9 protein-coding genes are annotated in these 17,085 nt (G+C 55.4%); 5 read left to right on the top strand and 4 right to left on the bottom strand.

Features of this window, described 5'->3' with window-relative positions:
• Nucleotides 1–435 precede the first annotated feature (435 nt).
• Complete coding sequence (locus GOW92_RS24325) at nt 436–8,667, top strand: calcium-binding protein (protein WP_170566337.1); 8,232 nt, start codon at nt 436–438, stop codon at nt 8,665–8,667.
• A 6-nt stretch (nt 8,668–8,673) separates the two neighbouring features.
• Here GOW92_RS24325 and GOW92_RS24320 read toward each other — a convergent pair whose 3' ends face one another.
• The 3 genes from GOW92_RS24320 to GOW92_RS24310 form a co-directional block, all read right to left on the bottom strand.
• Nucleotides 8,674–9,993: an HlyD family type I secretion periplasmic adaptor subunit gene (locus tag GOW92_RS24320; protein WP_170566334.1), complete on the bottom strand. Its 1,320-nt coding sequence runs from the start codon at nt 9,991–9,993 to the stop codon at nt 8,674–8,676.
• Complete coding sequence (locus tag GOW92_RS24315) at nt 9,990–12,179, bottom strand: type I secretion system permease/ATPase (protein WP_368040330.1); 2,190 nt, start codon at nt 12,177–12,179, stop codon at nt 9,990–9,992. The genes GOW92_RS24320 and GOW92_RS24315 overlap by 4 nt, the downstream gene beginning before the upstream one ends.
• A gap of 72 nt (nt 12,180–12,251) precedes the next feature.
• Nucleotides 12,252–13,586 carry a TolC family protein gene (locus tag GOW92_RS24310; RefSeq protein ID WP_254453151.1) on the bottom strand — a complete coding sequence of 445 codons (1,335 nt, stop codon included), beginning with the start codon at nt 13,584–13,586 and terminating at the stop codon, nt 12,252–12,254.
• A 268-nt stretch (nt 13,587–13,854) separates the two neighbouring features.
• On the opposite strand from GOW92_RS24310, the gene GOW92_RS24305 reads away from it, so the two are divergent.
• The 4 genes from GOW92_RS24305 (at nt 13,855) to GOW92_RS24290 (ending at nt 16,077) form a co-directional block, all read left to right on the top strand.
• On the top strand, nt 13,855–14,541 hold the full coding sequence (locus GOW92_RS24305) for an OmpA family protein (RefSeq protein WP_170566326.1): 687 nt from the start codon (nt 13,855–13,857) through the stop codon (nt 14,539–14,541).
• A 585-nt stretch (nt 14,542–15,126) separates the two neighbouring features.
• On the top strand, nt 15,127–15,399 hold the full coding sequence (locus GOW92_RS24300; protein WP_170566323.1) for a hypothetical protein: 273 nt from the start codon (nt 15,127–15,129) through the stop codon (nt 15,397–15,399).
• Nucleotides 15,396–15,836: an integrase gene (locus tag GOW92_RS24295; RefSeq protein ID WP_254453150.1), complete on the top strand. Its 441-nt coding sequence runs from the start codon at nt 15,396–15,398 to the stop codon at nt 15,834–15,836. The genes GOW92_RS24300 and GOW92_RS24295 overlap by 4 nt, the downstream gene beginning before the upstream one ends.
• Complete coding sequence (locus GOW92_RS24290) at nt 15,829–16,077, top strand: hypothetical protein (RefSeq protein WP_170566320.1); 249 nt, start codon at nt 15,829–15,831, stop codon at nt 16,075–16,077. Before GOW92_RS24295 ends, GOW92_RS24290 begins: the two co-directional genes overlap by 8 nt.
• A 386-nt stretch (nt 16,078–16,463) precedes the next feature.
• On the opposite strand, the gene GOW92_RS24285 is transcribed toward GOW92_RS24290, so the two are convergent.
• A complete protein-coding gene (locus tag GOW92_RS24285; protein WP_170566317.1) occupies nt 16,464–16,790 on the bottom strand; it encodes a hypothetical protein in 327 nt (108 codons plus the stop codon).
• Nucleotides 16,791–17,085: the final 295 nt, after the last annotated feature.

The raw sequence follows: 17,085 nt of genomic DNA, 5'->3' as shown, positions 1-17,085 counted from the left end.
CCTGCGGAAATCAATTAAACATGATAAGGGATACTTATCGCGTGTAAATGGGGCGGTCAGATCCCGGGCCGGAGATGCGCATTTTTGGTCTTTTTTGCGTGTTGCGGCGCCAAGGACCTGATCTGCCATACCTGTCCGCCGCAGCCTGAGTTCTCCGCGGAGCCTGCGCCGGGTCCGCTCCGTTCCATGGACCATTGCCGAGGATCACAAGTTTCGCCTTAGCTCGGCTCATCTTATCCAACCAATTCACTAGTTATGGGTTCTTGAGGCTGATCGCGCTTTGTTCGACGAGGATCATATTTTGCGTGCATGTCATGAGTTCGATTTTCGAGCTTTGCTATGGCAGCGTGAGCGATGCTGGGAGCTTGGGCAAACCCTGTCGAAGTGTTAACGTATTCATATTGAGTAGTGCGTTTTTTGATTGGGGACAGAGTTATGGCAAAAGACACGATTGACCAAGGGCAACGGTTTTCGGATTCGGTGACTTCTGCGCAATTGGCTTCTGCTCTGGTCGAAACGCCTGATCTTTTTCGACTGGTGATCGATACCGAAGGTTTGGCCGCAGTCAATTTGCCAGACGGATTTGTCACCGACCGCTATGCCATTGTTGATGGAGACTTGTTCCTGATAGGGACAGATGGAAAAATCGTTGTGCTGCTATCGGGAGCAGAGAACAATTATGTTCTTCAGTTCGATGGCGTCCCGATCGCGGCGACGGCACTGACGAATGCCGTTGAGGCATTGGGCGAATGGGATCAATTGGGCGATATTCCGCGGCTAACCGTGGCTCAGATGATGGATTTGGGTGCTGCCCGACCCGGAACCGGCGAGCAAGAGCCCGTGAATGTGGGCGATCCCCTTATTGGTTTGGTATATAACCCACTGCTGCCGCCATCCGACTATCCATCCGATCTTCAAACGAACAGGAGATTCTTTGGTGATGTTCTGGCAGGCGATGACGATGATGGCGTGCCCGAGCCGGGCGAAAATGATATCGAACTGACAGGGCGACCTATCGCATTTGAGACCGACGCTCCCGTCAGCTTTCGCCCTGCGTCTTTTATCGATTTCAATCTGGAGCAGGCCGATATTGGTGAGGCTGTCAGCCGGGTCACGTTGCAGATCACTGGGCTGCCATTAGGGACAAGTACAAACTTTGGCCAGATCGTTGATGTTGGCGGTGTTGCGACACTGAATTTCTCGGGTAGCGAGGCGGATTTCGAAGCTTTGGTCCTGACCTTCCCGACAGACTTTTCAACCGAAAGCCGCAATGATGCACCTCCAGGCCCCTTGCAGGCGACAATAGCGATCGAGACGACATTCTTAGGATCGGCGCAACTGGAATTCCCAATCACTGTCTTTGCCGAGGGCGATGCCGTAATCGATGATACTGGGCCAGATACGGTCGTAGACGAATCCGATGCACCGACTACGTTCAAACCCTCTGAGTTACTTGATCCAAAAGTCACAGACATTGATGGATCTGAGGATTACCAGTCTTTAACGCTGATCGTGGAGGGGCTTCCGGCCGGGTCGACGATTGCGAGCCTTGGCTTGGTAGTGCCCGTTGGCGCAGAAGCGGTGGTCAGGCCTACGTTCAACGGCTCGACAACTCTCACCATCACAATGACGGCGGACCGGGTTTCGGACATTCAAGCCGCATATGACGGGCTGGAGCTGACCCTGCCCACCGACTTTTCAACCGAAAGCCGCACGGATCTTGGAATTGCAGGCGAACTGCCTCTGACCCTGACGCTGAGCATTCAGACAGACGAAGATGTATCGGCTGCAACTGACACGCCGAGTGACGGAACAGTGACAGCGACCCGGATCGTAGATATCGGCGCAGAAGGTGATTTGCAGCTGTCCGGCCCAGGCGCAATCACGATCGAAGAAAACGATGCGCCGGGAGTTACGGACGAAGACAACACGACCACGGCCCCGCTGGATGTTCGCCCAGCTGATGCCGTGACGGGGCAGGCGACTGATCTTGATGGATCTGAAACCATCGCCACGGTCGATGTTGTCATCAATGGCCTGCCTGCGAACACTAGCTATTCGACGGATGGTGGTACGACATTCCGAACCGCGCCGGCTGGAGCGGTTTTTACCCTGAACGGCCTTACCTTTGCGCAATACCAAGACCTGGTCATCCGATTGCCCGATGATTTCTCGACAACTACACCGCTGACCGGCAGCGCCACCTTCACCACGAATGAGGCGATCCTGGCTGGTGAAACGGATACAGGTCCAGATGATGGGATCGAGACTGGGACGTTCACAATCACTGTAAACTCGGAACAGGATGTCGAGATCACCACGAACGATATTACGGTGATCGAGGATCTGGGCACAGAAATTCCGTTGAACGTGGATGTGGACGTGACGGATATCGACGGGTCGGAGTCGATCACTTCTATCACCTTGGATTTTGCCAACTTGCCAGCCGGGGACACCGTTTTAAGTGACGGCACCGTTTTAAACCCCGCAGGCACGACGCAGTGGACGGGTGATCTGGCGACGTTGCAATCGCTGGCTGTGACCAGTCTGCCGACGCATTACTCGGGTGTGATTACGATCACCGTCACCGTGGACACCGATGAGGGCGACCCGACGGTCGCAGTCGAAAGCTTTGATCTGAATGTCACACCTGTTGCCGAACCAACAATCATTCTGTCCGTAGATGACAGCACTGCAAACGTCGATGAACGCGGCCCCGACAACTACCTTGTTGATGAAGACACATCCTTTTTGTTGCTGATCGACGCTGAAACACCGGATCGGGACGGCTCGGAAGCACTGACGCAGATCGTTATCGAGAACATACCGGTTGGCTGGGTGGCGAACGCGGGTGGAGTTGTTGACCCTGCGCTGTTCGAACAAGGAGCGGCGCAAATCGCCTCGGCAACGATTTCCGGAACGACGTTGACGATCACATTGGTTGCCAACGTGACCGATTTCGATGGGGCTATCAGGATGACCCCTCTAACCAATGACGATCGCGACGTCGAAACGATCGTCGGGGGTGACTTGGTTGCCACTGTCACTTCTCTGGATCAGGCTCCGCCTTTGCCGCCCGACACACAAACGGCAACCGACAGTGTGGATGTCGATGTAGACGCGATCGTGGACGGATTGAATATAGATACCCAGGATGTTGAGAAGACCGAGAACGTCAATGGACGGCTAGCCATTGAGGTCGATATTTCGGGCGTTGCTCTGATCGACAATGACGGCTCCGAGACGATCTCGTCACTTGCTCTGACCATCACCGTCGCAACTGCCAGCGACGCCTTTGATCCTTCGGATACAAGTCAACTCGAGCTACGCGTCGCCGATCCTGCGCTGGCGGGTTTCGTGACAATCACCCAGACCGGGTCCACTGCGGACAGTGTGTCGTACACATTGGCCCCGGCAGGTGGCGCCACGCAGGCGCAGTACACTGCAGCGCTGGAATCGTTGGAAACCGTCGTACCTCAACACTTCAGCGGCGTTCTGACGCTTGATGGTGAACTGTCCTGGAATGAAACGACGACCGGAGACGTCGAAGATGATCTTTCGGATAACTTCGACACCGGTACGTTTCAGATAACCCAAACCGTCAATCCGCGAGCGGAAGCGGATTTGACCGCATCGGTCTTTGTCCTGACCGCGGCTGAGGTAGCCGCAGGCAGCCCGACCTCTGTGCCAGCCAGTGTCGAAGATGGCTCGGTCAGCGGAGCTGAAATTCTTACCTTGCTGGAAAGCACGGATGATGGTTCCGGGCCCGGTCAAGTCAGCCTGTTTGTCGGCCTTGACGCAGAAACTCCGGATTCGGACGGATCGGAAGAGTTGGGCACGCTGGTCGTTGCCAATATTCCGACTGACTGGATCGCAGATTTCCTGACAGGTACAAACGTGGATCCGGGCGCATTTTTTTCGGTCGATGGCACGTCGCCTTTGGTTCCGGCGGAACTGGCCAAGATTGATACGGCGACTTACGACCCGGCAACCGGCAACTTGACGATCACGTTTGTGCCGGATGTGACCAGCTTTGAAGGTTCTATTCAGCTTAATCCGACATTGTACGAAGACTATGACGTCGATCGCGACAACGGTGATCCGTTCACATCTGCCGGCGACTTTTTTGGTGATGACCTGCAGATCACATTGACAACACAGGATAACAACACTGTTACCACGGACGATCAGGTGTCGGATGCGACCTTTGATGTAGACGTAGAACCGGTCAACAATTTCGCTGTTATCCTGGAATTGCCTGAAGGCAACGAAGGTGAAATCGACGCCGCTGGTGGTGTCTGGCAAATCCCGTTCGAGCCTATCATTCAGGATCAGGATGGTAGTGAGCAAGTTTCCGCAGTGGTCCTGCGCAATGTACCAGCTGGGGTCACGATTTATGTGCCTGACCCAGCCAATCCGGGTGGCCCTAAGATTCTGGCCTTGCTGACCGAAGTAAACACGCCACCGGGCTTCAACACCTGGAGCCTTGAGAATGGCGGTTGGACAGGCGCAGAGGTGCGCGGCATCCCACGGCATTTTGCTGGACCAACAAGCGCGACCGTCGAAGTTGTGACAACCGAATCTGACGGTGGCGGGACACGCGTGACTCAGCTGGCCGACCAGCTTTATATCGATCCGGTTATTGACGGCGGCGACCCAAGCGAGAGCTACACGACAGCCGAAGATACTGCTGTGTTCTTTCCGATTGACGGAAACCTGATCGACAACCCAACGAATTCACCTGAATCGCCTGAAGCCATCCTCGACATTGTTATTATCAGCAACATTATCCCGGACTCGGGCGGACGTGTTCCGCAGTTTTTTGATGGGCCTCCGGGTGATCCGGCTTCGATTGAGTTGTTCCCAGTTTTTGCCGGTCCGAGCGGCAGTTTGGAGCTCACGGTTGTGCAGGCATCCAACTTATGGGTTTTGCCCGGGAAAGACAGCAACGAAGACTTCGTCTTTGACGTGTCCTTGGAGTATTATGAAACACTCGACCCGTCACAAAACCTGGTTGCGACGGGAACTGCAACGCTGACTGTAACCGGCGTGGCTGATGATCCGATCATCACCTCACAGGACGAAACTGCATACACGGGTGCCATTGCCGGTGAGTTCAATCCAGGTGGCACAACGGATACGCGCCCGAATTCTGAACTGATCTACGGCTATGCCGGATTTTCCAATGCACCGTTCTTTTTGGACAGCCGCCTGCGGGACAGCGTCATCCAAAATGGTGTGACGAGCGACCAGCAGGATGAAACCTTTATCGCCGACGTGACTCCGCTATCCGGCGTGATGACCGAGATACTTGTGCCCCAAGGCGACCCGGCTGCGGATTTCGACGGCTCGGAAACGATTTATTACCTGATCACAGGCGTTGATCCCGCTACCAGTTTTGCAAACGCGACTCCGCTGGATGCAAGCGGCGAAAGTTATCTGGTCACTGAAAGCCAACTGGCCAACCTTCAGTTTGTCCCGACGGCCGTGACCGAAACGACTTACTACAACCTGACCTTCACCGCCATTGTCACAGAAGACGATGCAGACCTGTCCAATCTGACGGGCCTGACCATTGAAGAGATCATACTGCAGATCGACAGCCTGCCGGGGGGAGCCGCGGTGTCGGAAGAATTCAGTATTGTAGTTGTGCCCAACCCAGGTGGCGGACCCGACCCCTGTGAGCCCGAACAGGAACTGCCGTTGCCAATCCTGGAATTGGTCGGCAGCGGCGATGAAGACACCGAGATCGCGTTCAGGATAAAAATCACGCCGGTGCCTCCGTTTTATGACAGTATCGATGATCTTGTGAACCTACCCAACGGGGTCACGGGCAGCTTTGGACTCGGCCTTGATTTACCCGATGGTGCAACGCTCAGCAGTGACCCGCCCGGCGCAATTCTTTTTGACCCGGTCACCGGGCAATATGCAATCGACCTGAGTGTGCTGGGTGTCGATCCTTCTGACCCTACACAAACTGCAGGCTCGATCCTGTTTACCCCGCCCGAGCACGAATCCAGCCCGGCCTCGTTCCCGGCCGATGAAACCTTCGGGCCGGATGATCCCTATGACGGGCTGAACGAACTCGACTATTCGATGATCCTGGTCAATGCGACCTGTAATACGACCACAAGCGGGAATTCGTCCTTTGCCATCACGATTAACCCTGTTGTCGATGGCCCCGAGATCGTAGTGCTCGCGACAAACTCGGTTCTTGAGGATACGGCTTTCACGCCCAACATTGAAATACGCGGCATTGACCCCGGAGAGCGACCCGTCGGCGACATTATTATCGAAATCGATAGTACGAATGGTGGTGCCTTGCTGGACGGAGCGGGAAACCCGATACCAGGTACATCGGTGCCCGGCGGGAAGACCAGATATACGGTTACCGTAGATCAATTGCCGACCTTGCAGATTACTGCAAACGAGCATTACAGCGGCCCGTTGGACTACTCCGTGACCGCCACGTCCCAAGACCTGGACGGGTCCACCTTGTCCAACACGATCACGCAAACTCTGACGATCATTCCTGTCGCTGACGATCCATTTTTCAACTTCGATCAGACGCCAATTGATCCGGATACCGGACAGCCCTTTGTTGACCTTAGCGGAGCTACGCCGGTGATCACGATCATCGAAGATGTTCCATTCACATTGGGTAGTGTGTTGGACGCGGGCTCTCCTGATCAGGATGGGTCGGAAGAGGTGACGTTGGTTTTGTCCGGCGTGCCGGATTATTTGATCGTCACCGGGCCTTCCAGCGGCTTTATTAACAACGGCGACGGAACGTACACGATGTCAGACGATGCCTTTGGGCAGATCCAGTTCGTGCTGCGCGATGAGCACGCGAGGACACCTGACGGATTGGATTCCTCGATACCGGATGAAATTCCACTGACTCTGACCGTAAACACCCTGGAAACCGAGAATTCGGACAGCAACAGCGGGTCGGTTGATTTCATTATTCGGGTTCGGCCTGACGCGGATCTGCCAACGGTAACCGCCTCGGTAACACCCGATACGGGGGTCGAGGATGATGCGACTGTCTATACGCTCGATATTTCTGGCACTACGCCAGACCCGCATGAAACGATGGCTTTTGAAATCACCGTGCCGCCAGGTGGAAAAATCCTGTTAGACGGGGTCGAGCAGCCAATTGTCGGTGGTGTCGTAGCAATCCCGGGCAACCCCGTTGGCACGGATCCAAGTGGAAATGTCACCTTTGACCCAACCGGAACGGTGACCTTTGATCCACCGCTGGACTTTGCAGGTGATGTCACACTTGAGGTGGTGGCCATCACAACCGATACGGCGCTGGACGGCAGTTTCTCGGATTCTGAAAGTTCAGCACCGGCCGATCTGGACCTGACGATAGCGCCATCTCTCGATCTGGATCTTTCAGTTGATCCTGACCCGGATTCCTCGGCGCAGACCGGAGCGCCAATCGTGGTTGAACTGGGCATCGACGCAATCGTCACGGACACGCTTGGCATCGAAACGCTGGATGAGGTCGCCGTTTCGTTCAACGACCCGCTGCCAGCGGGCGCAACCGTTTCGGATGGTGTTCTGTCACCCGATCGGCAAACCCTGACGCTGACTCGGGGGGCGTTGACATCAGCAGAGTTCACGGTCCTTGTGGCCGCAGTGGCGGTCCTGCTGCCCGGCAATTTTGCCGGCGCGGTTGAAGGCTCAGTCGTCGCGACGACGAACCATGGCACATCTTTGCCCGTTGCCTTCAGCTTTGATGTGAATGACCTCCCAGGCGTATCCGGTCCGGTCGACATCACGTCTACGGATCCGGTGTTTTTCATCACCAACGCTGAATTGCTAGCAAACGCCAGTGACATGGATGCGTTGAGCATAGCCAATGTCGCATCGGATGATCCGACCAACGTGAGTAATGATGTGCAGGCAGCTGGTGAGCAGATCACCGTGCCGAATGCATATGTGGGAACGCCCATATTGACTTATGACGTCGTGGATGGCGGCACGCCTCCCGCCAGTGCTCAGGCGACTGCCAATCTGGATATCGATACGCTTCAGATGGAGGTCACGGGAACCACGATCACGGACCCTGCAGGTGCGCCGCGCGATCTGCTGGATGACGTAACCGGAGCCGTTGGGGGCAAGGACATAGCCAAAGGTACGGCGGGCAATGATGGTGTGGTTCTGTCCGGCACGTCGCCCTATGCCGAGATCGAAGGCTTCAGCTTGTTGGACGGCGATGATTTCATTGATCTCTCTGCCTCAAACAATGGCTATAGTATTGATCTGGGTGCTGATGACGATTGGGCTATCGGCAGCTCTGGGAACGATGTTTTGATAGGCGGATCAGGGTCCGATATTCTAAACGGCGGTGAAGGCTCGGACAGTTTGGAGGGCGGCGCGGGATCGGACATCTTCGTGATGACCGATCTGACCATGTCCGATGTGATCACAGACTACGAAGGACCCGCCGGAGGAGATCAGATCGACCTGACGACCCTGGTCAACATAGATCCTGGTAACCTGGGATCGGAAGTCACCTACGACAATACAAACGGCGAACTCGACGTGCGTGGAACACTGGTTGCGACGGTCAATACAGCCGGGGGCGGTTTCTCGACCGAGGTTGAGGTGATCTTCAACGACGCCAGTGGTGCCCAGCAGACGGCGGTGATCTGAAACTGATCACCGCTCCCGCAGCGCTTCGAACCGGGCTTTGCGGAAGGGTTTTAGAATGTAGTCGAGAACGGTTCGCTCTCCGGTCAGGATATCGACCGAAGCAACCATGCCGGGGCGGATTTCCAATCTTTGGTTGTTCTTTTCAAGGGCATTGCTTTGGGTTTCGACTATGATCGGGAAATAGATTTCTCCGGTGGCTTCATCCTGTTCGGCATCGACCCCAACGCGAGTCACCTCACCATCGAGCGCCCCGTAGACGGTAAAGTCGAACGACGTGAGTTTCACGCTTGCGGGCAATCCCGGGCGCAGAAAGGCCACGTCTTCAGGCTTTGCTCGTGCCTCGATCAGCAGCGAGTCATCGGCGGGGACAATACGCAAAACTTCTTCACCGGGTGCAATCACGGCACCGATCGTGTGGACGTTCAGCGATGACACTATGCCGTTGACCGGTGCTCGCAGGGCGGCACGGTTCACCACATCTGTCGCGCTCTTGATGCTTTCATCGATCACGCTGAGTTGGTTGAGCGTATCAGAACGTTCGATATTGACCTCAGCCCGGCGCTGTAACTCGGCTTCGGTGACGCGGGCATTGGCCTCAGTCAGGGCGGCCCGGGCTTGTTCCCGCTGACCGGTCAGCGCGTCGCGCTCCTGCCGCCGAGCGCTTCGTTCACGTTCAACCGGCAAGATTTGGGCGCGTGGGACGATGCCGCTGTCAGACTTGATCTGAATTTCCTCGTCCAACAGCGCAATATTCTCAGCAACACGATCCAATGCGGCGCTGAGCTCGGCAATTTCCTGAACGCGCTGTTGAACCTGTGCATCAAGAACAGCGCGTTGACCCAGATACGACGCGGTTCGGCTATCGAACAGGGCGCTTTCCCGTACAGCCAGTGAACTGTCTGGGTTGATCCCGGCATTTGTGAAATCTGGCTGGGCCGCTCCGGCCAACTCGGCCTCAAGTCGCAAGGCGCGAGCGCGCAGTGCCCGTTGCTGCGCGTGCAATTCGCCCAGACTGGCGGCAGAGCTAGTATCGTCCAGTCGAACCAGAACTTGTCCGAACTCAACCGCATCACCTTCGCGTACTGCGATTTCCTGAACGATCCCGCCTTCTAGGCTTTCAACGACCCGCGCCTGGCCCGAGGGAACAACGCGGCCAGTTGCGCGGGCCAGTTCCTCGATCCGGGCCAGCGAGGCCCATAACAATGCACAGCCAAAAACCAGCAGCAGCCCCACCAATACAGGGAACACCCACCCCGATGAACGACGCAGCCCGGCGGCATCGGAGCCTCGTGCGAAGTCAAGAAGTTCCCAATCCCGATTGCTCATGGCGACTCACCGCGGTTGTTTTTCGCCAGTTGCCGAAGGATGTCTTCCTTGGGTCCGTCCGCAGCAATTTTGCCCTTGTCCAGCACGATCAGCCTGTCGACCAGTGCCAGTAGGCTGCTACGGTGCGTCGACACCATCAGGGTCATCGGCCAATGCGCCAGAACTCGCGACAGGTTCTGAACAAAGACCTGTTCCGTTTGAGTGTCCATCGAAGACGTTGGCTCATCCAGAATCAAAACCCGCGGGCGCGGCAGCAGAGCACGGGCTAAAGCGACCAACTGCCGTTGCCCACCAGAAAGGTTGCGCCCACGTTCGGTAATTGGCATGCCAAAACCCTGCGGGTGCGCAGCGGCGATCCGGTCAACACCTGCCAACCTGGCAACGCGCAAAACGTCTTCGTTAGTTGCGTGCGGCACCCCAAAGGCAATGTTCTCGGCCAAAGTACCAGAGAACAAAACCGCCTCTTGCGGGACCAACTGGACGTCCTTGCGTAACCTGGCCGGAGCCAGTTGGGCCATATTCAACCCGTCCAACAGAACCATACCCTCGGTGGGCGTATAGAGCCCGGACAAGATGCGCACGAGGCTTGTTTTGCCGGCACCAACTGGTCCGATGACTCCGACCCGCGCCAACGCATCGCTTGTGAAGGACACCTCCGTCAGTGCCGAAACTTTTGTCCCCGAATACTGCAACGAGACGTTTCGTACTTCAAAGGCACCTTCCTTGGCTGGTGCATTCAACGACGCCCCTGCTGCCCCTGTGTCCGACGGTTGTGACATCAGCTCGTTCAGGCCGCGCAGTGTCGCAATGGCAAAGCTGGCACGCACAAACAGCCCAGACAAGGCTGCGGTGGGGGCCATTGCCCGCCCAGAAAGGATCATGGCGGCAATCACCGCTCCCATGGTCAGATTACCCTCTAACGCCAGATAAACGCCGATCACCACGATCCCGATAGAGGAAAGTTGTTGGGCAAATCCCGTTATGGTCGTCGCGAACGTAGCCAACCGGCGACTGCGTTCTTGCGTGGTTGCAGACTCTGAAACCATCCGCTCCCATCGCGCTTGCATCCGGCTTTGGCCCGATACCGCCTTTAACGTCTCCAGATCACTCACAGTCTCAACAGCAACTGCATTTTTGACGCCCGTGACCTGACGGTCGGAGTCGGAGGCCTTCCGCAGAGGCACAAGGATCACAAGCCCCATGATCAAAACGAGGCAAAACGCGATGGCAGGCGGCCAGGCCAGTGGCCCCCCGATGTAGGCGATGACACCAATAAACAACACGGCGAAGATCAGATCAGTCAGCGAGGCCAGGGTTTGCGAAGAAAAGAAATCCCTCACCTGTTCATAATCTTTGAGGTTGTTTATGAGCCCGCCAGTAGGTTGCGATTGCGTATCCAGGCGCAGATCAGCGATATGGCGAAATATCTCGGACGACACAGCCAGATCGACACGGCGCGCAACCTTGTCCACGACCCTTGCGCGCACCCATTTCAAAATCGCATCGACCAGCAGCGCCAAACCAACCCCTGCGACCAGGGACCACAACGTGATCAACGCGGCGTTTGGAAAGACCCTGTCGTAAACGTTCATCGTGAACAGAGGCATTGCCAGTGCCAGAAGGTTGATCATCGCCGAGGCCATGATTACCTGCATATAGTCGGGCCAGAACCGGTTCACGACGCTCCAGTACCAGTGGCCAGCGGTGTCGGACACCGCGTGACCAACCTCGGAACTGTCATCGACCTGCAGCAGTAACGCATGACCAACGTAGCGGTCGGATAGCTCGCCAACGGGCAGTATCAGCGGGTCGTTCGATCTTGTTGGCCAGATGACGGTGGCTTGCTCTCCGTCAAGGCTTTGCAAAACACAGGCATCGCGCCCGGATAGGAACAAAACGGCAGGCAATACTGATCCGGGAATATCGTTTAATTCGCGACGTGTTAGATGGGCGCGAAAACCCTGCGCCTCAACCGCTTTGACGCCTTCGGTCGGTGTCAAAGACCCGTTGCTGTCCAGCGGGCGTCCTGACATCAGAACTTCGACTCCGGTATCGTGACCGACCAGGCGCATGCATGTGGCGATGGCGTTCGCCAGCGCGTCTTTCGGGGTCTCCTCAAACTGCCAGCCTTGCTTGGTCTTTGCCGAAGCGCGACCACCAGAGACGACACGCGGAGCTATGTTCACACGAGTGGTTGCGGGGCGTTCTGGCGGTTTGTCGGTAGCGATGGGGCTGGCTCCGGCTAAAGCAGGGTCGTGTCAGTCAAGCGATTTCCTCCAATCGCGGAATGTGCTCGCATCCAGCCTCTGCTCGCCCCCCGTCTGGCTGCGTGGTGTCACATTCAGCTCGTCGCGGGCATAGACGCGGCTGTCCTCGGGCGGTTCGATACCCATGGTTCTCAATAACACGCCGATCGAAGCGAGTATCCGATAGCGCACGTAGTTTTCAGCCGATTTGGCGTTCACAAGGTTCGCTTCGGCCTGAAATAGGGCGTTTTGCGTGTTCAAAACATCCAGCAACGAGCGCTGACCGACAATGAATTCCTGTTCATATGTGTCGCGCAGCTTTTGCGCGATCTTGACCTGAGCAGTTATTTTCTGGGTCCGTCGCTGTGCTGTCCGATAGATGGAATAGCTCTGGCGTACCTCGTTTTCGACATTGCGGGTCTGAGCCAGCAATCGCGCGCGGCTCTCGCTGACACGGCGTATCTCTTCCTGGCGCGCGGCCCGTTTTGAACTGCCCTGGAACTGGTAACGCATGACCAGACCAATTCGTGCATCGGCTACGTCGCCTTCATAACCACCGACGTCCTCACCAACACGGCCGTCTGCTTCAAGGAACAGCTTGGGAAAAGCATTTGCATTCGTACGGCGCGACTGGGCCTCGGCCGAGCCGACATCTGCTTGAAGGAACCGGATTGTCGGATTGTTACGGCGCGCAATCTCAAGTGCTGCATTCTGATCCGCCGGAAGGGAGCGCCGAATATCCGGTATGGTCGAAAGCCCTTCGGCATCAACCCCCACAACAGCGATGAACAGGTTCTTGACGTCATCAAGGTCAAATTCGAACGAGATGATTGTATCTTCAGCCAGGATCAGACGTTCTTCGGCCTGCTGTAAGTCACCTATGCCCACAACGCCACTATCGTAGGCGCGTTGAATCCGCTTGAGTACCTCGACATGATAGTCCCGGTTCTCGCGGGCAAGCCGCACAAGAGATTGGACACGCAAGACATCTGCATAGAGACGTATGGCTTCCAAAGACAGAACCTCGGACCGCTCTAGTACACGCAGGGCCGCGGCGTCGATCCGATAGGCCTGACGTTCGGTTTCCGAGCGTGTCTCTCCGGCATCGAACAGCAGTTGGGACACCCGCGCGCCAAGTTCATAACCGCCGATCCAGCCGTCGGCGGCGGATAGATCTGGCGTAGTGGTGCCGTCATTTATGCTGCCTCCCGCGAAGGCATCCAATTCAAATCGTGGGGCCCAAAAGCTGCGCGCTTGCTGTAGTTCAAATTCGATGGCCTGCTTGTTGGCTTCGGCAGCCGTAATCTCGGGGTTGGTTTCAAGGACAAATAGAATCGCGTCTTCCAAAGATAACGCATTGGCAGAATTCGGTGATGGTATCGCCGCGATGCATATAATTGCCGTACCGTACAGGAATTGGCGCATGGATTTCCTCTAGAGCTAACCTATTTGGAAATGCTGTTAGGATAAATTTACAAGAAAGATTGCCTAACAACGTGCAATTGGCAACAAATATTATGATACTTGAAGGAGACTCGCCTGTAGCGGGAGTTGATTTTACCATAATATACCAGCCTTTGAATTTTTCAGAGGCTGTTTACTGAACGAGGTTGAAATGGTGCATTTATTTGGGCTCGTCCGACTGGTGGTTTTTCTGGTTTTGTCTCTGGCGCCGGTCGGCGTCCTGGCAGAGGTATTCGGAACGGTAAACTTCAATTTCGACTCCGATCAGTTGGATGCAGAAGGTCAGCGGCAAGTCGCCGAAATCGCAGAGCGCCTCAAAGCAACCGACAGTTACAAACCAACCGTGGTGGTTGGCTATACGGATGCGGTTGGGTCGTCGGGCTACAATCTGGACCTTGGACAAAGACGGGCGAAGACGGTCGCGCAGGCGCTTGTCGCCGCCGGCGTACCCGTTGATCAGATCGGCGATATCTCGAGTCGCGGCAAGACAGACCTACTGATCGCTGTCACAACAGCGGAGCGTCGCAACCGCCGCGTTACGGTCGGCTTGGCGGAAATATTGGCTGCCTGCCGGAGCTACCGGGATGTTGCGCTTTCAGAAAGTGCCATTGGCGACGAGTTGCAGAACGACCTGATGGCTCGTTTGCAGGTTGCGGTGGCGCAACATGACCAATTGACCAACTCCGGTCGAAACGGCCCTGCATTTCAGATGGCGGGTGCCGCACGCGAAGATTGTGGCAAAGCCGTTGGCCTTGATGCCGGGTCCATCCGTAAGATCGAATATGCCAAACGGTGTTTCTGTAGCTCTGCCCGGCTGGATGCGGCTTTGGTACAATAGTTTTTATTGACGGAAGAACTGCTCATAAAGGAACTGTGTCGCAATTTTTGGAACGGCTAGAGTCGGCTCTGTGGCGAACTCGGCCTCCACCTGTCAGGTCGAACGCAGTTCCAGTGACGCCTATTATGAATATGGCAGAAGCAAACCAATAGAGTCTGAGTTTGTGAACGAGCCCGAACAAGGTGTTGATGGTGTTTGGTTGTCCCCCCAGAAATGGACAGGCATAAGCATCTCGACGACATCGTGGAACAAGTTGATCGGCCAATGGTTAATCAAACGCTTTTCGTGCGAGGTATGAAACCACTCTTTTGCACGATTTCCGCCTTAGAGCGCATTTAAGCAGTCGATGAGATCCCCAAAAGGCAATCATGCCCGGAACCTATACATTTAAACACTACGCAAAACTGTCAGCCAACGTCAGATCCCATCGCTGAATTGATGCAGGGCGCCAAAGCTTCGAAAAAACCTACTTAGCTTGCCATCTCAATCGCTATTGCTCTGGTTGGAGCTTCTCTCCGCGATGACCTCGGGTTAATCGACGTTCATTTGGGTGGACCGAGTTATTTTGGTTTGTAATGTGTGAATATGATCAAAACAACCAAATCCACCATACGTACCTCGTGTCCCCGTGATTGCTACGACGGTTGCGGTATCTCAGTTGTATTGCGTGGCGACACAATATCCCGCGTTGCAGGTAACCCGGATCACCCAAACCATCGCGGTCCACTTTGCGGTAAATGTGCAGTTGCATACAACGGTGCCTGGTTGGATGAAAATTCCCGGTTACTCTACCCGCCATTCGCGCTCTGCGCCCGGCGTGGAACAAGGGGCGCATCGTCGGTCAGAAGCGTCCTTTGAAACCAAAACACTTTTGGGCAATCAGGGTGCGACTTGAACTAGCCGAGAACTATCGCGACCTCGCTTTGTTCAACATGGCCATCGACAGCAAGCTATGTGGCTGTGATCTAGTGAAGATGAAAGTGGTCGACATCATGGCGTCTGGTCAAATCAAAGACCGCGCCTCGGTATTGCAGAGCAAAACACAGAAGTCCGTGCGGTTCGAAATATCTGAGGGGACACGCGCGTCTGTCGGGAAGTGGATGGAAGATGAACTGATGGTCGGTTCTGAATATCTATGGCCGGGTCGGTTCCATGAGCGCCTGCATATTTCAACAAGGCAGTACGCATGGATTGTCCGCGATTGGGTCACGTCTGTCGGACTGGAAGCAAGCGCCTACGGAACCCACTCGATGCGGCGGACGAAGGTTGCGCAGATAAGGCGTCGCCGTGGATGAGCATTCCGTGACGGTCCGCATGGCCGACAACACGATCATTGAAATCCGACATGACGGGTCGGTCAAACGCCGCTCGACGGAAGACGAAACCCATGTTGAAGCGGATGGCAGCATCTTCAAGTTCACGGAGTTTGCCGAGGCGCATATGACAGGGGACGGGGTGGAAATGACCTGGCGCACTGAGGACCGCATTGCCACGATCACAGCCGACGGTGTTGTCGATCGCGCGCGCAAGCGCTAGCCTGGTATCAATACCTCGAGACTTTCCTTCGGTTTAACTTGTGGCCCGCTTCGGTGGGCCTTTTTCTTGAAAAGCCATCTCCCAGCTATTGCCCGCGCGCAAGCCTTGCCGCTATGGGAATGCGTCTGGCCACCAAAGTGCAACTCCTGACCCGTCGCGCCAAATTGTGTCCGCCTGTTGACCGGAACCGCGTGACCGCGGATCCGGGTCGAGCGGTCTAGCCGGAAGCAGATCGGCCGCTACAGCCTTTCCCTTTAAGCGCAGGGAATTTCTTTTGCTTCCGGAGCGGACCTTAGTTTGGCATGCAGAGAAGGTCCGGAAAGAGTCCTTAAATTCGCCCGCGCGAAGAGACACCATTCGTCTCATCAATTTCAGAAAAACCAGTTTCAGCCCTTGGTCGAAAGCATCGCAAGCGCCAATGCGATGTCGCCTAAAACCCAAAAAGTTAAGGCTAACCCAGTACTATCCACGGAGGTTAATTTCTCAGCTGTTTGTGGTAACTTATCGCCTAATTCAAGAACCGCTGAGTTAAATTTCTCAGAACTGGCGGCTGTCCATATTGCCATAGGAATATTGAATACCAGCATGGCCAATTTTACGGACACCCTAAAAGAATTGCCTCCTGTACCTTTCGGCAATGTTCCACAACACGGGCACAGCAAAGCCGCTTCCCGCTGAGCTTTTGTAGGTGGTAACTGACGAAACTTACGCATAAACACACCAAAGCGAACCGTTTACCTAAGGTAAACTTATCGATAATTAGGGTTGCGAGTCTAGGTTTTGTCTCTCAGGGGTTGCGCAGTTGGCCGTGTTTCCAAGTGCTTTAGCAACGTGAGCGTTGCAAAAAGGCTTCCAATAGCAAAAAGCTCGAAGGTGTTGTCACGTTAACTGTCGTTCGGTTGCTCGTGCCCGTAATTGGACCTAGGTGACATCGATGAAGTCATCGTCAATCAGCTACAAGCGCCACCGATTTCCTCCTCAAATCATCGCGCACGCTGCGTGGCTGTA

Origin of the sequence: Ruegeria atlantica, from assembly GCF_013032505.1 — a bacterium.
Taxonomy (GTDB): domain Bacteria; phylum Pseudomonadota; class Alphaproteobacteria; order Rhodobacterales; family Rhodobacteraceae; genus Ruegeria; species Ruegeria atlantica_F.
This window is presented reverse-complemented; position numbering and strand designations above follow the sequence as displayed.

What these genes read in the sequence shown, in the direction of transcription:
- GOW92_RS24325 (WP_170566337.1), top strand. Translation starts at nt 436, where the DNA reads ATGGCAAAAGACACGATTGACCAAGGGCAACGGTTTTCGGATTCGGTG.
- GOW92_RS24320 (WP_170566334.1), bottom strand. Translation starts at nt 9,993, where the DNA reads ATGAGCAATCGGGATTGGGAACTTCTTGACTTCGCACGAGGCTCCGAT.
- GOW92_RS24305 (WP_170566326.1), top strand. Translation starts at nt 13,855, where the DNA reads ATGGTGCATTTATTTGGGCTCGTCCGACTGGTGGTTTTTCTGGTTTTG.
- GOW92_RS24300 (WP_170566323.1), top strand. Translation starts at nt 15,127, where the DNA reads ATGATCAAAACAACCAAATCCACCATACGTACCTCGTGTCCCCGTGAT.
- GOW92_RS24285 (WP_170566317.1), bottom strand. Translation starts at nt 16,790, where the DNA reads ATGCGTAAGTTTCGTCAGTTACCACCTACAAAAGCTCAGCGGGAAGCG.